We start from the raw sequence: 19,427 nt of genomic DNA, 5'->3' as shown, positions 1-19,427 counted from the left end.
CGGTCAGAGCCAGCCGTTGCGCCGGAAGCCCCGGTGGATGACGAAGCACGCGACGGCCATCACCCCGAGCACGAGGGGATACCCGTAGGTCCAGTGCAGTTCGGGCATGTGCTCGAAGTTCATGCCGTAGATCCCGCAGACCATCGTCGGGACGGCGATGATGGCCGCCCACGCGGTGATCTTGCGCATGTCCTCGTTCTGGGCGACGGTCACCTGCGCGAGATGGGCCTGCAGTATCGAGTCGAGGAGGGTGTCGTAGGCACCGATCTGGTCGGTGGCGCGGGTCAGGTGGTCGGCGACGTCCCGGAAGTAAGTGCGCATCTCCGTCGGGATGACCGGGATCGGCAGGGTGCTCAGCTGCTGGAGCGGCCGGCCCAGCGGGGCCACCGCCCTGCGCAGTTCCAGCAGTTCGCGCTTGAGCTGGTAGATCCGGCCGGCGTCCCCGTGGCCGCCGTGCTCGCTGAAGACCATGGTCTCGACGGCGTCTATGTCGTTCTGCACCGCGTCCGTGACGGCCACGTACTCGTCGACCACGTGGTCGGCCAGCGCGTGCAGGACGGCGACCGGCCCCTTGGCCAGGTGCTCGGGGAAGGCCTCCAGCTCCTCGCGGACCGACCCGAGGGTGCCCCGGCCGCCGTGCCGGATGGTGATGACGAAGTCGTTGCCGGCGAAGGCCATGAGTTCGCCGGTCTCCACCACCTCGCTGTTCGCGGTCAGTTCCTCGTGCTCCACGTACCGCACCGTCTTGAACACGGCGAAGAGGGTCTCGTCGTAGCGCTCGATCTTGGGCCGCTGGTGGGCCTGGACCGCGTCCCCGACGGCGAGCGGGTGCAGGCCCAGCAACTCGGCGAGCCCGGCGAGCTCCTCCTGCGAAGGCTCGTGCAGGCCGACCCAGACGAAGCCCTCGCCCGTCTTGCGGACCCGGCTCAGTGCCTCGCCGACATCGGCGTGGCCGTGGCCGTCCTGGCGCACGCCGTCGCGGTACACGATGCAGTTGACGACGGCGCTGCCGAGCGGGGAGCGGACCGGGTGACTGAGGTCGACGGCCCGCCGGTAGCTGCGGCGCACGGCCCGGCGCAGGTTGCTGAACATGGACAACGGACGTACTCCCCTTCGGCGGAACACCGGCCAGTGTGCCACCGGCACGCGCACCCCCGGACCACGGGGTTACGGAGCGGCACGCGGGTGTCCTGCGGTGTGGGCGACCGCCGCTCAGGCCCGGTCGATGAAGACGCTCGTGGACTTCACCCGCGCCGTCGCCCTCGCTCCGACCTGAAGGCCGAGTTCCTCCACGGCCTCCCGGGTCAGCAGCGACACGACCCGGTGCGGTCCGGCCTGGATCTCCACCTGAGCGTCGACCGTGCCCAGTTTCACGCCCGTCACGATGCCGGGGAAGGCGTTGCGCGCAGAGGTGTACGCGGCCTCCTCCCCGTCGCCGCCCTCCTGCGCGACCTCCACGCAGAACGCCGCCAGGTCCGGCCCGTCGACCATCCGCCGGGTACCGTCCCGACGCGTCGGGAACCGTTCCGCGTCGGCCCACCGCCGGGCCGTGTCTACGCTGACGCCGAGCAGCCGCGCCGCCTGGCCGATCGTGTAGGACTCCATGCCCGCAGCCTAAGCCCTCGCCCGACCGGTCCTCGCAGGCCAAGGGGCCCGGCCCCGGCCCCGACCCGGCAGCGCCCCGTACGGCTTCCGCCCGCCGGCTGCGACTGACGCCCGCTACCCGAGCGCTGCCGCCGCCGCCCGCGCGACGGCCTCCGCGACCATCGAGAGCGCCGGCGAGTCCAGCTTCCACTGCTGCCAGTACAGGGGTACGTCCAGGGTCCGCCCGGGTGCGATCACCACCAGCTCCCCCGCCTCCACCAGCGGGCCTGCCTGTGCCTGCGGCACCATCGCCCAGCCCAGCCCGGCGACCGCCGCATCGCAGAACCCCTCCGACGTGGGCACGTAATGGCGTACCTCCGAGGCCCGGGCGCCCGCGTCCCCCGTCACCTGCCGCACGAACTCGTCCTGGATCAGGTCCAGCCGGTCGAACACGACGACCGGCACCCTCCGGAGGTCCCGCTCCACCGCCTCCCGCAAGTGCCGCGCCGCGAAGGCCGGGCTCGCCACCGGCAGGTACCGCGCGATCCCCAGCCTGCGCACCGTGCACCCCGCCACGGGCGCCGGCTGCGAGGTGACCGCCGCCATCACGCGTCCGTCACGCAGCAGTTCGGTCGCGTGCGCCTCGTCCTCCCGGTGCAGTTCGAAGCAGACCGGCGGATCCTGCGGCACCCCCGTCAGCGCGGGCAGCAGCCACGTGGCCAGCGAGTCCGCGTTGACCGCGATCGGCAGCCGTACCGGCCCCAGGCCCTCGGCCATGCCGAGCTCGGCCCGCGCGTCGCGCTCCAGCCGGACGAGCTGGCGCGCGAAGCGCACGACGACCTCGCCGGACTCCGTCGCCCGTACGGGCTTGGTCCGCATCAGCAGCACCCGCCCGGTCCGCTGCTCCAGGGCCTTGACGCGTTGGCTGACGGCCGACGGGGTCACGTGCAGGGCGGCGGCCGCCGCGTCGAAGGTGCCCTCGTCGATCACCGCGAGCAGGGTCCGTACCTGGTCAACAGGCAGCTCATCCATCACACCGGCTAACGGTACGTAAGAATCTTTAGCTGTACTCCTCGCCTCGCCGCTGCCTACGGTCGAAGACATGACACACGGCATCATCCCGGCCGCCCTCGCGGGCTTCGGCACCGGTCTTTCCCTCATCGTCGCCATCGGCGCCCAGAACGCCTTCGTCCTGCGCCAGGGCGTACGCCGCCAGTCGGTCCTCGCCGTGGTCGCCATCTGCGCCCTCTCGGACGCGGCCCTCATCGCCCTCGGCGTGGCCGGCGTCGGCGCGTTCGTCACCGCCTGGCCGCCCGCCCTCACCCTGGTCGGCCTCGTCGGCGGCACCTTCCTGATCGGCTACGGAGCCCTCGCCGCCCGCCGGGTGCTGCGCCCCGACCCGGGCGCCGCCCTCGCCGCGGACTCCCCCGGCGGGGCCGCCGGCTCCGCCTCCGCCCGGCGCGCCGTGCTGACCTGCCTGGCCATGACCTGGCTCAACCCGCACGTGTACCTCGACACCGTGCTGCTGCTCGGGTCCATCGCCGCCGGCCGGGGCGACCTCCGCTGGGCCTTCGGCGCCGGGGCCGTCCTGGCGAGCCTCAGCTGGTTCGGCGCGCTCGGCTACGGCGCCCGGCTGCTCAGCGGCCCGCTCGGCAAGCCCTCGGCCTGGCGGGCACTGGACGGGCTCGTCGCGGCAACCATGGTCACGATGGGCGGCCTCCTCCTCGCCCGGGCCTGAACCCGGCTGCCCCAGGCGCCGCGTTGCCCGCCGCGCCGGACGCCGCGTTGCCCGCCGCGCCGGACGCCGCGTTGCCCGCCACCCCGGACGCCGCGTTGCCCGCCGCGCCGGGCGGCGCGACCCCCGCCGCGCCGGCCCCTAAGTCCGCGGGCGCGGCCCGGCGCAGCCGCCTCAGCCAGGCGCCCGGCCGTACGGGCGCGGGCACGGTGAGCACCGGGCACACCGCGCGTCCGCGCAGCCGGCGCGCCACCCCGCCCGCGTAGCGGCGGGCGGGCCGGGCTCCCACGACGAGCAGGTCGTCGGGTCGTCCGGCCGGCTCGCACAGGGTCCGGCCGGGGTCGCCCCGCAGCACGTGCCGGCGTACGACGGGCACGCCCGCCGGGTCGCCGCCGAAGGCCTCCTCGAAGGCCCGGTCGAGGGTCGCGGCGGCTTCCGCCTCCCACAGCGCGGCCCACGCCCGGTCGGGGAACCGGGCGAACATCCCTTCGCCTTCGGGCGGCGACCAGGCCACCACAGCCACCAGTTCCCGCCCTCCGAGCCGCGCCTCCCGGGCCCCTGCCCTCAGGGCGGCGAGGCTGCCGAGCGAGCCGCTCACCCCGACCACCACGCGGCGCATCTGGTCTGCCACCGTCCCCCAAGGTCCACCCCATGGACCCTCCCCGAGTGGGTACGGATCACCGTGCCCCACCACCTCGCGCCCACACCCACACCCCCACCCACACCCACACCTCGTACGCCGTCCCCCTTCGTCTCCAGGAGCCCCCGTGCCGGATCAGCCCTCGTCCTCGCCCCCGCCCTCAACCCCGCCCTCACCCCCGCCGCCACCCGCGTCCCCGCACACCGACTCGGTCCGCGCCTACTACGCCGCCCAGCCCTCGCCCCTCGTGGCCGCCACCGGGATCGTGCTGGACCCGCGCGGGCGGGTCCTCGTCCTCACCACCTCCTACAAGGCGGAGCTGGAGCTCCCGGGCGGGGGCGTGGAGGACACCGAGACCCCGGAGGAGGGACTGGCCCGCGAGCTGAAGGAGGAACTCGACCTGAGCGTGCCGGTCGGGCGGCTGCTCGCCGTGGACTCCCGCCCGCCGGGGCCCCTCGGCCGCTCCCTCGTCGTCCACGTCCACCTCGTCGGACCGCTCACGCCCGAGGAGGCCTCCGCGATCTCCTTCCCGGACGGGGAGGTCACCGAGGCCCGCTGGCTCACCCCGGAGGAGGCCTACGAGGCCCTGGACACCCGGAAGACATCCCGCCTGCGCGCCGCCCTGGCAGCCCTGTGCTCCGGCTCCCTGGCGCACCTGATCGACGGGGTGCCGCAGCCCGGCTCCCCTGCCGGCCTGGACCCGGCCCGCCGGGCGGAGCTGGAACACGCGGGCGCCTACGACACCGCCGGCCACCGCGCCGCCCGCCCCAAGGCCCTCACGGCGGCGAGCGTGCTGTTCACCGACTCCGCGGGCGCGGTCCTGCTGGTGCGGCCCGCGTACGGCGATCCGGACCACTGGAACCTGCCCGGCGGCGGCATCGACAGCGACGTCGGTGAGATCCCGCGCGCCGCGGCCCGCCGGGAGGTCCTCGAGGAGCTCGGCCTCGACCTCGCCCCGGGCAGGCTGCTCGCCGTCAACTGGTCCCACCGGTCCGGCTATCCGGCCCGGGTGCGCTTCCTCTACGACGGCGGCACCCTCGACGCCGCCGCCCTGGCCCGGATCCGCCTGCCGGAGACGGAGCTCCTCGCGTGGCGCGCGGTCCCCCCGGCCGAACTGCGGCGGTTCGTCAAACCGGCGCTCCGCCGCCAGATCGAGGCCTGCCTCACGGCCCGCGCCACACCGGGCGGCACGCTCGAACTGCACGCCGGCCGGCTGGTGCCCCAGGGGTAGGCAGGCAGGACGCACGCCCGGCGTTTCGGCCATGGACCTCGGCCGCAGGGCCCGTACCCCCCATGGGTGGGTGCACCACACACGGGGTGTCTCCCGAGCTCGCGTACGGAATCCATCACGGCTCAAATACGTGTGTTCGATGGCGCAACCGCCGTCGTTGACCCCGGTGAACCGGATCCGGGGATGGGGGACATGACCATGGGGGAAGTGACCGGCGGCAAGGACCGAACGAACGAGGAGGTCCCACCGGACGTCTCGGCGGAGACCGAGCCCAACGTCTCGGACTCGGAGCGGCTGCTCTTCGGCGGCGAACTCGCCTACGACATCGGCTGGGAACGCCATGAGGGGGCCTGGCTGAAGCTCGGCCTGTGGACCATGGCCAAGGAACTGCCGCGCATGGTCGCCATGGGCGTGCGCCTCGCGCACCTCGCCGACGCCCGCGCGCTCCGGGTGGTCCTCGGCGCCGAATTCGGCCGCGGCATCACCCAGGCCGTCGGGCTGATCGCCGTCAACGGCGTCCTGGGCCACATCCTGTCCGCCGGATCGACCAACGAGCGCCTGGCCCGGGCCGTGCCCGCCCTCGCGGCGGTCGCGGTCACCGCGCTGCTCGGATCGCTGCTGCGCTCCGCGTCGACCGCGTCGACCGGCGCGCTGGAGCCGAAGGTCCAGCGGGTGGCGACCGAGCGGTACCTCGGACTGGTGCACCAGGTGGAGCTCTCCGCGATCGAGGACGACGAGTTCCACCGCCTACTCGACGCCGCCCGCTACGGTGCGGACTCCGCGCGCCGCATGGTCCGGTACTGCACGAACACGCTGAACTCCCTGATCTCCCTCATCGCCGCGGCCGGTGTGCTCACGGTGCTGCACGTCGGGCTCCTGCCGCTCCTCGTCATGATGACCCTGCCCAGTGCGTGGAGTTCGCTCACGATCTCCAAACAGCGCTACGTCTCCTTCCACACCTTCGTCCAGCACGCCCGTGCCGGACACCTGTTGGGGCAGCTGCTGACCCAGCAGGAGGCGGCGGCCGAGGTCCGCGTGCACGGGATCGGACCGTTCCTGCTCGGCCACTTCCGCGGCATGGCGGAGACCAGCGAGCGAGAACAGACCCGGCTGGCCCGCAACGCCGCCCGGATCGGCTTGACGGCCGACGGCGCCGGCGGTCTCGCGACCCTCCTCACCTACGGGGCGCTCGGACTGCTCCTGTGGAGCGGGGCGATGGACCTCGCGGTCGCCGGTACGGCCGTCCTGGCGATCCGTACCGGTGCGTCGAGCCTGGACAGCCTCGTCCTGCAGATGGCCGATCTGCACCAGGAGTCCTTGCACGTCGCCGACTACGAACGCCTCTGCGCAGAGGCCGCGGACCGCGCCATTCCCGCCACGGGCCAGGCACTGCCCGAGGATCTGCGGGAAGTCCGCTTCGAGAACGTGACCTTCACCTACCCGGCGAGCGCCGGAGAGACCCCTGAGCCGACCCTGCGCGAGGTCTCCCTGTCCTTCCCCATCGGCAAGGTCATCGCGGTCGTCGGGGAGAACGGCTCGGGCAAGTCCACCCTGATCAAGCTTCTGGCCGGCCTGTACCTGCCCGACGAGGGCGGCGGCACGATCTGGTGGGACCACGTCGACGCCGCCCGGGCGGACCGCCGGCAGATCTTCGCCCGGGTCGCGCTCATGTCCCAGTCCTTCTACCAGTGGCCCTTCACGTTCCGCGTCAACGTGGGAATCGGCCGCCCCGACCGCCCCCTCGACGACGGGGCGGTCGGGGCCGCGGCCGCCTTCTCGGGCGCCGACGCGTTCCTCACCGGTCTGCCCCACGGCCTCGACACCCTCCTGGCACGCGGCTACAAACGCGGCCGCCAGGCCTCCGGCGGCGAATGGCAGAAGATCGGGATCGCACGGGCCTGGTACCGGCACGGCCAGATCATGGTGGTGGACGAGCCCACCAGCGCCCTGGACGCGGTCGCCGAGCAGCGGTTCTTCGACCGTCTCCGGAGCCTCGCGGCGACCGGGCAGACGGTGGTCCTGATCACCCACCGGCTGCACTCCGTACGCCACGCCGACGTCATCCACGTGCTCAAGGGCGGGCAGGTCGCCGAGTCGGGCACCTTCACCGAACTCATGGACTCGGACGGCGCCACCAGCTCCACGGACGAGTTCCGCACCGCCTACCTGGTACAGGCGTCCGCCTTCGCGGAATCCCTCCCCATCCAGCGCGACCACCCACCCGTCACCCGAACCGAAACGAAGACCGGAGACCCCTCGTGAGCCGTGCCCCGGACGAGCAGGCCGAGCGGGGCAGCCACACGGTTCCCGCCGCGACCGGACCCGAGCGCTACAAACTGCCGGTCGACGTACACCTCCTCCTGGTCCGCCACGGACCGGACGGAGGGGCGGAGCTCCTGCTGTCCCGCCGCGCGGGAGCCGTGTACGCGGCGGGGCTGTGGCACGCGCCGTCCGGCCATCTCGACGGGCCGCACGAGGACGTCGTCACCGCGGTGATCCGTGAGGCGGCCGAGGAGACCGGCGTGCGGATCGAGCCCGCCGCGGTGCGGCTGGCCGTGACCGTCCACCACCGCGGCCCCCTGGGCCGGGCCCGGATCGGCCTGTTCTTCGAGGCTCTGGCCTGGCAGGGCATCCCGGAAGTACGGGAGCCGGACGTCTGCGACGCCATGGGCTGGTACTCCCTCGACGCCCTGCCGGAGCCGATGTTCGCCTACTGCCGCGCGGCCCTCGACGCCTACCGGGCGGGCCTGCCCGGCGCCGTGCACTTCCAGGAACCCGGCGACCCGGTCGCCCACCACCAGGACGCTCCCGACCGCACCCGGCAGCTACCGGGCCCCGCTCGGGCCCCACGGACACCGGGTCCACCGGGTCCACCGCCCCGGGAGTCCAGGAGCAACGAGACGGCATGATGATCAGCATGACGGAGATACCCGGCTATGAAAGTCGCCCACTGGCCCACCGGCCGGAGCTGCTGGAGGAACCCCTCTTCTGGCTCGGCCACCTCTACTCGGGCGCCCTCGACGAGGACACGGAAGAACTGCTCTTCGGCGCCGACTACGACGCGGCCGAGGCGTTCCACCGGGAGCTGTACGAACGGGCGCAGTGGCCCGTCTTCACGATTCCTCTTGCCGCCGGGCATCTCCTTCACGTCGTCCACCGCGCGTGGAAGGACGACCCGGGCGTCGACTATCTCCTGCACCACCCCGGTTGGGAGCGTGCGCTGCTCCTGGCCAAGAAGGAGGCGCACTTCATGGGTCCCGCCCTGTCCTGGCCCGAGCTGCTCTCCGCGGCCGACAACGGGCTGCCGGGAGGCAGCACGACCGATCCCCATAGCCGGATCCTGCTCCTGCTGTCCTCGCTCGGAGACGACAGCACGCCGGACGGCGCATCGCCCCGCCTGGCGGCAGCTCTCCGCGCCCGGACGGCCGTCGAGGCTCCCGAGGAACTCGCCGCCGCCCTCGTCGACTGCCAGGGTGCGGCCGGGGAATCCCGCTGGACCAGCAGGGACGGCGTTCGCGTGGACGACGGCGCGCACTCCTACCGGAACCCGGGCAACGCCTTCGCCCTCCCGCCCGAAGAGCTGGCCCGCGTGTCGGCGGCCTTCGCCCTCTGAGGGCGCTCCTCCCGGCAGGCTACTTCGGCTCGGTCGCGAGCTGGATCAGGTTGCCGCAGGTGTCGTCGAAGACCGCGGTGGTGACGGGGCCCATCTCCAGCGGCTCCTGCGTGAAGCGGACACCGAGGCCGCGCAGGCGCTCGTACTCCGCCTCGACGTCGTCGACGGCGAACTGGGCGAGCGGGATGCCGTCCTCGACGAGCGCGTCGCGGTAGGTCTTGGCGGCCGGATGGCCGGCGGGCTCCAGGAGGAGTTCGGTGCCGCCGGGCTCGTCGGGCGAGACCACGGTCAGCCACCGGTCCGGCCCGCCCAGCGGGACGTCGTGCTTCTTCACGAACCCGAGGACCTCGGTGTAGAAGCGCAGGGCCTTGGCCTGGTCGTCGACGAAGACGCTGGTCAGGTGGATCTTCATGGGGTGCTCTCTTCCGGTCCGGACGGGTCGGGCGTGCGCCATCGCTCGGCGATCTGCCGCAGCGGGGCCGTGTTCAGGTCGTGGAACTTGTACCGGCCCTCCCGCCTGGTCTCGACGAGTCCGGCGGCCTCCAGCACGGCGAGGTGCTGGGAGACGCCCTGGCGCGAGATCCCGAGCTGGTGCTTCATCGTCAGCCGCGAGCAGATCTCGAACAGTGTCTGCCCGGACTTCTCCGCGAGCTCGTCGAGGATGGTGCGGCGGGTCGGGTCGGCCAAAGCTCTGAAGAGTTCGTCGGCCACCACCCCAGGATAGGCAAGCAACGACTTGCCTATCAACTCCAAGAAGACTTTCGACCGGCCGCGAATCCTTTTCGGACCTCCCCGCCTCTTATCCGTGTACCGGCCGAACGGGCCGACAGGACCAGGAGGAAACACCCATGATGATCACCAGCATCGTAGTGATCGGAGCCCTGCTCGTGGGCGCGTGCAGCTGGCACCTGCTGCGGCGCTACAAGAGCCGGATCTGACCAGGGCCCGGCGCGGGACACCTTCCGGGAACGACTGGAATGAGCAGCACGTGAAACAACGCTTCCCCTGGCCGGACGAGCGGCTGATCAAGGCCGCTCAGGACGGCGACGTCACTTCACTCACCACCGTCGTCATGGAATCGCAGCCCCATGTGCGCAAGTTCGCCCTGTCGCTCTGCGCCTCGCCGCAGGACGCGGAGGACGCGGCGCAGGAGGCACTGATCATCCTCTACCGGAAGATCGGCACCTTGCGGGCCACCGGTGCCCTCGCCTCCTGGATGTTCCGGATCGTGCGCAACGAATGCCTCCGGCAGATACGGCTGCTCGCCCCGCGGAGCGAGGAAGCGCCGGCCCGTTCGGCGTCCGCGGAACGGTCCGCCGAGGACGCCGTGCTGCACAGGCTGGAGGCGGAGCGGATCGCGGCGGCGCTCAGCTCCCTCCCCCGCGACCAGCGGCAGGTCCTGATCCTGCGGGACGTCCAGGGCCTGCCCGGCAAGACCGTCGCCGATTCACTGGGCCTGAGCACCGCCGCGATGAAATCGCGGCTGCACCGGGCTCGCGCAGCACTGCGTCACTCACTGGCGGCCATCGACCAACCAGCCGAAGGAGACTCACTACGGTGAACACCGTGAAGCTGCCGCCCGCACCATCCGCGGCGCCCGAAACGAACTTCGCCAGCACGTCCGTCCCGCGCCACCTGGCGCGCGGCGCCATCGGCTTCGGGCTGATCATCGGCGCGATCGCCCTGGTGCCCGTCGCCGGCCCGGTCACCCTGCTGGCGGCCCCGCTGGCCCTCGTGGCCTTCCGCGGCTGCCCCACGTGCTGGATGGTCGGCCTGGCGCAGACCATCTCCCGCGGCCGCCTGCAACGCCAATGCGAGGACGGCGTCTGCACCCTCACCAAGACGCACCCGGCGGCGAAGGCCGCGGAGTAGCGGCGGCCGGATCCGAACACACGAAAGGCCGTTCTCTCGTGGATGAGAGAACGGCCTCCGACCTGCGTTTCCGCACAGTCGGGACGACAGGATTTGAACCTGCGACCCCTTGACCGCCCGCGGGCGAGCGACCAACCCACTGAGCGGACACGCCTCAGCCCTCACGCGACGGTCACCTTCCGGCCGTCCGCCCGTCGCCTGAGGCCGCACTGCCCCTCACCCGACGGCATCGTGGTTGCAGGGCCTCCCCCGACCGGACACGCTCACCGTGCCCGCCCGCGGCCCCAGACCTACGCTCGGGGCATGCGACGCCGCCAGATGCACATGTCCGACGAGGCCCAGGCCGCCCTGCTCTCCGCGCTCCAGGAACTCCGGACGGAACTGAAGATCCCCACGAAGTTCCCCAAGCGCGTGCTCGCGGCGGCCGACGAGGCCGTGGCCAAACCGCAGCCGCCCGCCGAGGACCGCACCGACCTGCCGCTGTTCACGATCGACCCGCCGACGTCCAAGGACCTCGACCAGGCCATGCACCTGGAGCGGCGGGCCGGCGGCGGTTACCGCGTGCACTACGCCATCGCCGACGTGGCCGCCTTCGTCGAGGCCGGCAGGCCGCTGGACGCCGAGGCCCACGACCGGATCGAGACGCTGTACTTCCCCGACCTCAAGGTCCCCCTGTATCCGCCGGTCATCTCCGAGGGACCGGCGAGCCTGCTGCCCGACCAGGTCGTGCCGGCCCTGCTGTGGCAGCACGACCTCGACGCCTACGGCAAGGTCACCGCCTCGTCCGTGGGCCGGGCAAAGGTCCGCAGCCGGGCGAAGCTCCACTACCAGGGCGTCCAGCAGGCCATCGACGCCGGAACGGCCGAGGAGCCCATCGCGCTGCTGCGCGAGATCGGCAAGCTGCGGGAGGCCGTCGAGGCCGACCGCGGCGGGATCTCGGTGAACCTGCCGGACCAGGAGGTCACCCTCGAGGACGGAACGTTCCGGCTGAGCTACGTGGCCACGCTGCCCGTGGAGGGCTGGAACGAGCAGATCTCCCTCATGACCGGGATGGCGGCGGCCCAGATCATGCTGGACAGCGGTACCGGGATCCTGCGGACGCAGAAGGAGACGTCCGATCAGAACGTGGTCCAGAGCGTGCACGACATCGCCACGTCACTAGGCATCGATTGGCAGGCCAACCTCTCGTACGCCCAGCTGGTACGCAAGCTCGATCCGAACGACCAGAAGCACATGGCCTTCCTCAGCGAAGCCATGGCGATGCTGCTCAGGGCCAAGTACACCGTCTTCCGCGACCACCAGATCCCGACCGACAAGATCCACGCGGCCATCGCGGCCCCTTACGCGCACTGCACGGCTCCGCTCCGGCGCCTGGTCGACCGATTTGCCGGTGAACTGTGCGTGGCCGCGTGCGCCGACAAGGCCCCGCCGGACTGGGTGCTGGAGGCCCTGTACTGCCTGCCCTGCGACATGGAGCGGGGGAAGGGGAAGGTGGCCGACCGTGATTCGGTGGACCTGGCAGAGGCCGCGATGTTGAAGAACCGCGTGGGCGAGGTCTTCGACGTCACGATCATCAACACCGAAAAGGAAGTCGGCAGTCCGAAGGAGGGCACGGCGCACCTGGCGGAGCCCGCCGTCATGGGCAAGATCACGTCCGGCATGCCCCTCAAGCTGGGCGCGAGCGTCCGCGCCGAGCTCAAGCGCGCCGACCCGTTCTTTGTCGGCAAGCAGAAGGTCCTCTTCAGAGTGGTGTAGCGGCCCCTCACCCGCGCACTGCGGTATTCGCCGAGCCGGGAGTTGCGGGTCGCGCCGGTGAAGACGACCGCCCGCGAGGCCCGGGATCCAGGCGAAAGAGGCGGGCGACAACCCGTCCGGCTAAGGCCATGACTACACGGAACGCCGCGTAGAAGGGGATCACGGAGGCCACGTGGCAGAGGCAGGTCCTGTCCAGTCGAGGTGTGGCTTCCGCGACACACTGCGTCACCAACTCGGAGCACGCTGCCCGCACCTGCTCGCGGACGGTGACCACGGGACGTGGACGTTCGCCATCGACGTCCCGGCACCGCGCCACCGCCGGACGACCGTCCGCCGCGGCGGATTCGGCAGCCACGACGCGGCCGAGGCGGCGCTGCGGAGGTTCCTCGAGGGCGAGGCCGGCGGGTTCAACGCCGACCCGAACCAGAGCGTCACCGACTACCTGACCGCCTGGCTCGCCGCCCAGGCACTCCCCTCAAGCCGACCACCATGGCGCGATACCGGGACTACGTCCACAACGACCTCGCGCCCGCCTTCGGCACCCTCAAGCTGGACGAGCTCGGACACCGTCACATCGCCGCGTTCGTCACCGGCGAGCTCGCCGCAGGCCGCGGCAAGACCACCCTCTGCCGTTGCCTGGCCACCCTCTCCAGCGCAATCGGTGACGCGGTCCGCCAACACCGCCTCGCCCACAACCCCGCCAGTCCCCCGGCACTTCACCGGCCGCCGTCGCCCGAGCGACGGATCTGGGCCGCGGACGAGGCCGTCCGCTTCCTCCGGCACTGCCATCAGGCAGACCCGGACTTGGCCAACCTGTTCGAGTTCCTCATCGGCACCGGCCTGCGCAAAGGAGAGGCCCTCGGTCTGCACTGGGACGACGTCCACCTGGCCGCCACGATCACCATCACCGCCGGCGTCCCCCTCACCGTCGTCTCCAAGACCTGCGGCACTCCACCCTCTCGACCACCGCCAAGATCTACAGCCACCTCACCCAACAAGCCGACCGCGAAGCCGTCGACACCATCGACCACACCCTCACCCGGGCTCAGAAGCGAAACGACCGACGGGCCTGGCTGGAACGGCTGCGACCACCACGCGACCACATCCAGCACCTCCGCGAACCCTCAACCGGCTCCGCTCCCCCGCCCCGACCGGCTTCCATCCCACCGCCGGCCAACCCCGAAGCGGGCGTGCGACCACAATGCGACCACCAGGACTCCGGGCATGGAAAAGGCCGTCCTCTCGTGTGTGAGAGAACGGCCTCCGACCTGCATGAAGCAAAGTCGGGACGACGACTCTGTCCTGCCATCAGGCACTCGGCGGGACGAGGAGGCATCGACCGACCCACGAACTGCCGCGGCGGGTCATGGTGGCCCGCGGATACAACCAACCGCTGGGTGCAAGCGGTCCTTGCCGATCTTCCGCCCGGCCTCATCGAGGTCCGTGATCTCTACCGCAGGTAGCCCACGATCAGCACATGCCCCCGGAACAGCGTCACCGGGCAGGGATCGGCTGAGTGAGGTTCACCGGGTTGCCGTCGGGATCGTAGATGTGGGCGACGCGCTGTCCCCACGGCATGTCGTTGGGGCCGCTGCGGACCGAGCCGCCCAGCGCCTCCACCCGGCCGAGCGTCTCCTCGACGTCATCGACACCGATGCTGAGCAGGATCCGCGGCGCCGCCCCGTTCCCCGGGTCCGCCTTGGCCACCAGCCCGAGGTCGGTGTCGCCGATGCGCAAGCCGAGGTAGAAGGCCGGGCCTTCCGCCGGTATCCGGAAGATCTCCTCAGCGCCGAACAATTTCGTATAGAAGCTGAGCAGAACGTCCTGGTCGGCGGTAATGATCACTGGCTGGATGGTGGACATGGCACTCCTGTCGAGAACGGTCATGTCGCTGGGTAGACCGTTCGAGGACGGTGAACTCATCGGCAAAAAACCACCCCGCCGGACGATCTGCGCCGCACACTGCCGCCCACGACCAGCACGAGCACCCCGAAACGAGGTCACGCCACCCCGCTGACCAGCACTTCAAGATGGCGGAGCTTCAATGTTGGGCTGCCGCCAGTCGTTGCGGCAGCCCAACGTCGAGCGCTGGCCCGACCTGGTCGCCGAGGTCCGCATGCGGCTGGCCAGGCTCGGCGTCGGCGATGCCAAGGTCGTATTCGACGACGAAACCCTCGGGATGCCGGACAGAAGTGCGTCGAGCGGTACGAGCGCCGGGCCCACGGCCTGGTACACCGCAGGACGGTCGGCGCGGCCCGGTTCGTCCAGCTGTACGGCGCCCACCGCTACGACCAGAGGTGACGCACTCAGCGCTGATAGGTCCCGACCAGGGTGCCGGAGGCCAGCTCCCTGCCCTTCAGGGCACGGTGCACGTCCTCGACGCCCGGGCGGTCGTGCAGCGGCAGCGGCTCGGACAGGGCGTACAGCCGGAAGAAGTACCGGTGCGGCCCGTGCCCCGGTGGAGGCATCGGCCCTCCCCAGCCCACGCGCCCGAAGCCGTTGGGCCATGGCAGGCCACCGTGGGGCTTCTGACCCTCCGCCGTCCCGGTCGTCCCCGGATCGATGCCGGTCACCAGCCAGTGCAGAAAGGTCGCCCCTGGCGCATCCGGGTCCTCACACAGGAGCACCAGCTCGCTGGCCTCCTGGGGCACCTCCGACCAGGTCAGGGGCGGTGAGATGTTCTCCCCCTCACCGCTGTACCGGCGGGGGATCACCGCTTTATCGTCGAACGCGGCGCTGCTGAGTTCAATTCCGCTCATGCCGGCCGCCATACCCGCAGGCGGCGGCGCCGGCACCGGTCCGCACGCCAAATCCCCCGTTCGGCCGATCTCACCCGGCCCGCCTCCGGCCGTCATCACACTGTTCACCGCGGACCTCGACATCGTCGCCACGGTCCACGCGCACCGCGATCCGTTCACCGACGCCCTCAAGCGGCGCGCCGACATCGAAGTCGTCCACCTCACCCCGGCCAACCGAGAGAGCATGCCCGAGGAGCTCGCGGCCCGGCTGCAGGGGCCCCGGACACCCGAACGGCCACCTTCTCATTTCTGAGAACACGGCGGGTCACCCCGCTGGACGCCATCGGCGCGCAAGTCACCGGCAGACAGGACCTACCGCCGGACGGCACGGTCCTGTGCATCATGCGGCGGTTTGAGAGTGACAATTGTGGGTGAGTGCCGTGCCGGTCGGTTCACGGAGCGCAGGTCGCAGGTCCTGCTCGGATGGACCGGCTGCCGAGCCGGCAGGAGACGACGATGAACGGCTCCGTCCGTGTCGGACGTGTTGTCGGGGTACCGCTGCGGATGCACTGGAGCGTGCCGCTGCTGGCGGTGCTGCTCGCGTACGGTCTCGGCCGCCAGGTCCTCCCCGCGTTGGCTCCGGGACGTTCGGATGCCGTGTACGCCTTCGCCAGTGCCATAGGGGCCATGCTGCTCATGGGCAGCCTGCTGCTTCACGAGACGGCACACGCCGCGACGGCCCGCAGGAGGAAGATCTCGGTACAGGACGTCACGCTGTGGGCACTGGGTGGGATGACCAGGATGGGGCGACCGCAGACCGCACCGGCTGCCTTCGCAGTGGCGGTGAGCGGGCCGCTCGCCAGCCTGGCCATCGGAGGCGTAGCGCTCGGAGCCGGAATAGGGCTGGATGCGCTCCTCGGCTGGGCGGTGCCCGCGGCCGTCCTGGTGTGGCTCGGCTGGGCGAACCTGTTCCTGGGCGTGTTCAACCTGCTGCCCGCTGCACCGCTCGACGGCGGAAGGGTGCTGCAGGCGCTGCTGTGGTGGCGCACCGGAGACCGGCAGCGTGCGGAGCGGGCCGCATCCCGCAGCGGTCAGGTCATAGGAGTGCTGCTGGCGGCCGTCGGATGGATTTCCTTCCTGCGCGGGGCGCCGGACGGGCTGTGGCTCGTCCTCGTCGGCGTCTTCATCACGGTCGTCGCCGGCGCGGAACGGCAACACGCCGTTCTCCACACGGCCGTACAGGGTGTGGGCGTTGCCGATGCCATGTCCAGCCCGGTGGCCACCGGTCCCGACTGGCTGACCGTCCGGCGATTCATCGACGAGGTGGCAGTGAAATCACGGCATTCCGCCCTGCCTCTGCTCGACTTCGAAGGCCGTCCCAGCGGAATCGTGCACATGCGCAAGCTGGCCTCGATCCCGGGAGCGAACCGGGAGGCGCTACGCGTACGAGAGGTGGCGACGGCGCTCGCGCAGTGCGCGACTGCCGCTCCGAACGAGCTTCTGAGCGAGGTTCTCGACAGGCTCGGCCCAGGGACCGGCATGCCCATCCTCGTGGTGGACTCGGGCCATCTGGTAGGGATCGTCACCGCGAAGGACATATCCCGGCTGATGCAGCGACACGCTCTGGGTGGCGTGGCCAAGGGTCCAACCGAGCCGTCGTAGCCCAGGGACCGGCCGACGAGTTCTGGGCAACCCTGAGGGCATCCGCTCAAGGCGCCACAACTCCGCAGTGCACTGAATGTCGATGCCTTGGTTGCGGTGATGCCGGATACAGAAGAGGCCCGGATCCATGGGATCCGGGCCTCCAGCAGTAGCGGGGACAGGATTTGAACCTGCGACCTCTGGGTTATGAGCCCAGCGAGCTACCGAGCTGCTCCACCCCGCGTCGGTAGCACCACCCTACGGCACTCCGGCGCGCGCGATGGCCATGGCGGTCCCTTGCGGTCGCAGGCTTGCCGACAGGCTGCGGGGGGGGCGGCCCCGGCGTCGAGCTGGACGGGGAGTCTCTCAGGCCGCCCGCGCACGGCTCCACGCGCGACTGCACCCTGCCGCCCGCCATACCCCTGGCCGCGCTCCGGGCCATGGCACGGGCGAAGTTGGACCGCGGCCTCGGCTCAGACGCTGACGAACTCCCCGAGACCGACCCCCTTCTCGCCCACTGGACGCGACAGGTGCAGCCGTGCGTGGAAGTATCCGTCGGCCTCCTTCCCCGAAGGGTCCTCGCCAAGTGCAGTCACCGCGCCGATCGCGTACCGCTGCTCCGCAGGGTCCGTGAAGCGACGCTGCGGATGGGTGGCCTCCGCCCTTTCGATGGTCAGGCCGTAGGACTCCAGGCAGGCGGCGATGTCCTGATACGAGACGGTCCGCAGCACGAAGGAAGCCACCCAGACCTGCGCCTGAGCGGCGCCGAGGAGGGAGTGGAAGGTTCGGGGGGTCAGGAAGCTGGCGCCTCCGGTGAGAGTGATCAGCTGGACGGTCCGCGCGGCGCGGAGCAACCCCGCACTGGGCTCCGCCACCTCCAGGTTCTCCGGGAAACACTCATCCAGCAGGCCGACTGCCCGCGCGTACGAGAGCGCGGGCGCGGACTTGTCGAGCCCGAGGAACCGCACCGCGTCGGGACGGCGGCGGGCCACATAGAAATCCCGGTCCCATTCGATGAGTTCGTCGGTGCTCAGCTTGGCCGCCTCGGCCGAGGTGTAGTGCTCGTTCAGCTCGTCCAGTGTGAGGTCATGGTTGATCAGCGCCGCGTTGATGCCGTACGAGCTGCAGAGGTCCAACACGGTGAACGGTTCCGCCGGGCCCGACAGCTGTGCGCGCCGAGCCTCGATGATGCGGCGGAAGGGTACCTGCGCGTGTTGCGGCATCCGATATTCGGACAGCAGGGTGAAATAGCCGCGCGGGTCGGGAAGTTGGTAAACCTCATCAAATGCGGTCATGCCCGAAACGGTCATCAGGAGTGCCCTGCCTCTCCGATCGATGGAAGCTGGACGGTCACGAGCTACGCTCCTCCGCGGACATAGGGCATCCCGGGCGTGGAGCGGGGAGTGAGGGTGAGGACCAGCTCTCGCGCAGTTCTGTCGGGATCTGCAGTTCGGTGCGCTGTCCGTCGGTGAGGGTACGGACGCTGCCGACGAGGAGGAGACGCCCTGCCTGGTCGAGGACGGTGCGGGCGGCCTTGTTCGTGTCCTCGCCGCGTTCCAGTACGCGTACGAGCCTCGCCCCCGCTGCCGTGATCCGGCTCCACAGTCGGGCCCTGGGCACCTGCAGGGCGTCGGCGACGCGCTTGTCGACGACCTGGCGGATCATCGCGGTGACGACGCCGTCGAAGGCCTTGCCGGGGATGAGCTCCTCGTAGAAGTCGATCAGGCCGCGGGTGAGTGCGATGCCTTCGGGTGAGGGGCCGAAGTGGCGTTCCACGACGAGGGCGTTGACCTCGCGGGCCTCGGCGAGGGTGGTGGGCATGATGTCCTCGCGGATGCCGAGCATGGCGCCGGCTACGCGCCAGATGTAGTAGTAGTCCTCGGCTTCCGCGTCGGTGACAGAGATGCCAAGCCGCTTCATTCCGTCGAGTACCTGGACCGAGAAGATCAGCAGGGCGGAGAGGAGGTCCTCCTGACAGACCGGGACCCCGTCGCGTTCCCTGTTCCAATCAGGCGACTTGCCGACGAGGTGGCGTACGGCGGCGTGGATCAGGCGGGTCTTCTGGATGGTGGGGACTAAGGCGCCGCCGGTACCGAAGGGTGTGGGTCCCATCAGGTGCATCACGAACTGCGAGGTCTCCGCCAGCCGCCGGTGCGGGCGGTTGAGTTGGTGGGTGAGGTCGAGTACACGGGAGGGCACGGGTGCGGCGTAGCAGTTGACCATCGCACCGTAGGAGAGCACGGAGGCGACGTGCACCCCGTCGTCGACGAAGAAGTCGTAGGCGCTCGCGATCCGGGCGGCATCGGCCCAGCCGGGCGGGTTGTCGGTGGCGGTAAGGAAGTCCCGGACCGAGGGCGGCAGGTTCTCCGGAATCGGCTGGTCATTGCTGCTGAACTCGAGCAGCACCCGGTTGACCTCGGCGGTCTTTCCGGACGCCGCAAGATCGGCGATGACCGCGTCGGCGAACGGATCACCCTCATGGCGCAGGGCATCAAGGGCCTCCGGGGTGTACCGCATGCGGACCGCCTTCATCTTCTCCAGACCCGGGCTCGGATCCGGGCTATTGATCACAACGCCGCTCTGCCTGCCCCGTCACTGCCGGTTGCAATCACCAGCCG

21 protein-coding genes, 1 tRNA gene and 1 pseudogene are annotated in these 19,427 nt (G+C 70.9%); 10 read left to right on the top strand and 13 right to left on the bottom strand.

The genetic code is table 11. From position 1 onward, the window contains the following. Nucleotides 1-3 precede the first annotated feature (3 nt). The 3 genes from corA to AC3IYI_RS33825 all read right to left on the bottom strand — a co-directional run bounded on the left by corA (nucleotide 4) and on the right by AC3IYI_RS33825 (nucleotide 2,616). On the bottom strand, nucleotides 4-1,092 hold the full coding sequence (gene corA / locus AC3IYI_RS33835; RefSeq protein ID WP_489407245.1) for a magnesium/cobalt transporter CorA: 1,089 nt from the start codon (nucleotides 1,090-1,092) through the stop codon (nucleotides 4-6). A 120-nt stretch (nucleotides 1,093-1,212) separates the two neighbouring features. Next, the gene (locus AC3IYI_RS33830) at nucleotides 1,213-1,605 is read right to left on the bottom strand and encodes a TOBE domain-containing protein (protein WP_489407244.1); all 393 of its coding nucleotides are present in this window, start codon (nucleotides 1,603-1,605) and stop codon (nucleotides 1,213-1,215) included. A gap of 114 nt (nucleotides 1,606-1,719) precedes the next feature. Continuing rightward, the gene (locus tag AC3IYI_RS33825) at nucleotides 1,720-2,616 is read right to left on the bottom strand and encodes a LysR family transcriptional regulator ArgP (RefSeq protein WP_489411772.1); all 897 of its coding nucleotides are present in this window, start codon (nucleotides 2,614-2,616) and stop codon (nucleotides 1,720-1,722) included. Nucleotides 2,617-2,686: 70 nt separating this feature from the next. On the opposite strand from AC3IYI_RS33825, the gene AC3IYI_RS33820 reads away from it, so the two are divergent. Further along, on the top strand, nucleotides 2,687-3,322 hold the full coding sequence (locus AC3IYI_RS33820) for a LysE/ArgO family amino acid transporter (protein ID WP_489407243.1): 636 nt from the start codon (nucleotides 2,687-2,689) through the stop codon (nucleotides 3,320-3,322). On the opposite strand, the gene AC3IYI_RS33815 is transcribed toward AC3IYI_RS33820, so the two are convergent. Next, nucleotides 3,288-3,950 (bottom strand): universal stress protein, encoded by a 663-nt coding sequence (locus AC3IYI_RS33815; protein ID WP_489407242.1) that lies wholly within the window; start codon nucleotides 3,948-3,950, stop codon nucleotides 3,288-3,290. The two genes, AC3IYI_RS33820 and AC3IYI_RS33815, sit on opposite strands and share 35 nt — an antisense overlap. 136 nt (nucleotides 3,951-4,086) lie before the next feature. Here AC3IYI_RS33815 and AC3IYI_RS33810 point away from each other — a divergent pair, with 136 nt between their 5' ends. The 4 genes from AC3IYI_RS33810 (at nucleotide 4,087) to AC3IYI_RS33795 (ending at nucleotide 8,803) form a co-directional block, all read left to right on the top strand. After that, on the top strand, nucleotides 4,087-5,190 hold the full coding sequence (locus AC3IYI_RS33810) for an NUDIX domain-containing protein (protein ID WP_489407241.1): 1,104 nt from the start codon (nucleotides 4,087-4,089) through the stop codon (nucleotides 5,188-5,190). A 192-nt stretch (nucleotides 5,191-5,382) separates the two neighbouring features. Then, nucleotides 5,383-7,452, top strand: coding sequence for an ATP-binding cassette domain-containing protein (locus AC3IYI_RS33805; RefSeq protein ID WP_489407240.1), 2,070 nt, complete (start codon nucleotides 5,383-5,385; stop codon nucleotides 7,450-7,452). Beyond that, nucleotides 7,449-8,099: an NUDIX hydrolase gene (locus AC3IYI_RS33800; protein ID WP_489407239.1), complete on the top strand. Its 651-nt coding sequence runs from the start codon at nucleotides 7,449-7,451 to the stop codon at nucleotides 8,097-8,099. Before AC3IYI_RS33805 ends, AC3IYI_RS33800 begins: the two co-directional genes overlap by 4 nt. 8 nt (nucleotides 8,100-8,107) lie before the next feature. Beyond that, nucleotides 8,108-8,803 carry a hypothetical protein gene (locus tag AC3IYI_RS33795; protein ID WP_489407238.1) on the top strand — a complete coding sequence of 232 codons (696 nt, stop codon included), beginning with the start codon at nucleotides 8,108-8,110 and terminating at the stop codon, nucleotides 8,801-8,803. Between the two features lie 19 nt (nucleotides 8,804-8,822). Here the strand turns inward: AC3IYI_RS33795 and AC3IYI_RS33790 are convergent, their stop codons facing one another. Continuing rightward, nucleotides 8,823-9,215: a VOC family protein gene (locus tag AC3IYI_RS33790; RefSeq protein WP_489407237.1), complete on the bottom strand. Its 393-nt coding sequence runs from the start codon at nucleotides 9,213-9,215 to the stop codon at nucleotides 8,823-8,825. Then, a complete protein-coding gene (locus AC3IYI_RS33785) occupies nucleotides 9,212-9,514 on the bottom strand; it encodes an ArsR/SmtB family transcription factor (protein WP_243340248.1) in 303 nt (100 codons plus the stop codon). The genes AC3IYI_RS33790 and AC3IYI_RS33785 overlap by 4 nt, the downstream gene beginning before the upstream one ends. A gap of 379 nt (nucleotides 9,515-9,893) precedes the next feature. On the opposite strand from AC3IYI_RS33785, the gene AC3IYI_RS33780 reads away from it, so the two are divergent. From AC3IYI_RS33780 to AC3IYI_RS33770, 3 genes are all read left to right on the top strand, one after another. Then, nucleotides 9,894-10,364 carry an RNA polymerase sigma factor gene (locus tag AC3IYI_RS33780; protein ID WP_489411771.1) on the top strand — a complete coding sequence of 157 codons (471 nt, stop codon included), beginning with the start codon at nucleotides 9,894-9,896 and terminating at the stop codon, nucleotides 10,362-10,364. Next, complete coding sequence (locus AC3IYI_RS33775; RefSeq protein WP_489407236.1) at nucleotides 10,361-10,675, top strand: hypothetical protein; 315 nt, start codon at nucleotides 10,361-10,363, stop codon at nucleotides 10,673-10,675. The genes AC3IYI_RS33780 and AC3IYI_RS33775 overlap by 4 nt, the downstream gene beginning before the upstream one ends. A gap of 303 nt (nucleotides 10,676-10,978) precedes the next feature. Further along, a complete protein-coding gene (locus AC3IYI_RS33770; RefSeq protein WP_489407235.1) occupies nucleotides 10,979-12,430 on the top strand; it encodes an RNB domain-containing ribonuclease in 1,452 nt (483 codons plus the stop codon). 38 nt (nucleotides 12,431-12,468) lie between these two features. On the opposite strand, the pseudogene AC3IYI_RS33765 reads toward AC3IYI_RS33770, so the two are convergent. From AC3IYI_RS33765 to AC3IYI_RS33750, 4 genes and pseudogenes are all read right to left on the bottom strand, one after another. Continuing rightward, a pseudogene (locus AC3IYI_RS33765) lies at nucleotides 12,469-12,611 on the bottom strand (arsenic resistance protein); the annotation flags it as partial. A 257-nt stretch (nucleotides 12,612-12,868) separates the two neighbouring features. Beyond that, complete coding sequence (locus AC3IYI_RS33760) at nucleotides 12,869-13,315, bottom strand: hypothetical protein (RefSeq protein WP_489407234.1); 447 nt, start codon at nucleotides 13,313-13,315, stop codon at nucleotides 12,869-12,871. 609 nt (nucleotides 13,316-13,924) lie between these two features. Further along, entirely contained in the window at nucleotides 13,925-14,293 is a 369-nt protein-coding gene (locus AC3IYI_RS33755) for a VOC family protein (RefSeq protein ID WP_489407233.1), read from the bottom strand. A 443-nt stretch (nucleotides 14,294-14,736) separates the two neighbouring features. Beyond that, nucleotides 14,737-15,189, bottom strand: coding sequence for a YbhB/YbcL family Raf kinase inhibitor-like protein (locus tag AC3IYI_RS33750; protein ID WP_489407232.1), 453 nt, complete (start codon nucleotides 15,187-15,189; stop codon nucleotides 14,737-14,739). Here AC3IYI_RS33750 and AC3IYI_RS33745 point away from each other — a divergent pair. Continuing rightward, nucleotides 15,188-15,481: a nucleoside-triphosphatase gene (locus AC3IYI_RS33745; protein WP_489407231.1), complete on the top strand. Its 294-nt coding sequence runs from the start codon at nucleotides 15,188-15,190 to the stop codon at nucleotides 15,479-15,481. The two genes, AC3IYI_RS33750 and AC3IYI_RS33745, sit on opposite strands and share 2 nt — an antisense overlap. A gap of 203 nt (nucleotides 15,482-15,684) precedes the next feature. Continuing rightward, nucleotides 15,685-16,830 carry a site-2 protease family protein gene (locus AC3IYI_RS33740; RefSeq protein WP_489407230.1) on the top strand — a complete coding sequence of 382 codons (1,146 nt, stop codon included), beginning with the start codon at nucleotides 15,685-15,687 and terminating at the stop codon, nucleotides 16,828-16,830. A gap of 149 nt (nucleotides 16,831-16,979) precedes the next feature. On the opposite strand, the gene AC3IYI_RS33735 is transcribed toward AC3IYI_RS33740, so the two are convergent. The 3 genes from AC3IYI_RS33735 to AC3IYI_RS33725 all read right to left on the bottom strand — a co-directional run bounded on the left by AC3IYI_RS33735 (nucleotide 16,980) and on the right by AC3IYI_RS33725 (nucleotide 19,326). Then, nucleotides 16,980-17,053, bottom strand: a tRNA-Met gene (locus tag AC3IYI_RS33735). 229 nt (nucleotides 17,054-17,282) lie between these two features. Further along, entirely contained in the window at nucleotides 17,283-18,104 is an 822-nt protein-coding gene (locus AC3IYI_RS33730) for a hypothetical protein (RefSeq protein WP_489407229.1), read from the bottom strand. A gap of 55 nt (nucleotides 18,105-18,159) precedes the next feature. Further along, nucleotides 18,160-19,326 (bottom strand): oxygenase MpaB family protein, encoded by a 1,167-nt coding sequence (locus AC3IYI_RS33725; protein ID WP_489407228.1) that lies wholly within the window; start codon nucleotides 19,324-19,326, stop codon nucleotides 18,160-18,162. Nucleotides 19,327-19,427 lie beyond the last annotated feature (101 nt).

This window comes from Streptomyces sp. GL_148 (assembly GCF_057834205.1).
Note: the sequence above shows the minus strand (reverse complement) of the source record. Positions and strands in the feature narration are given on the sequence as shown.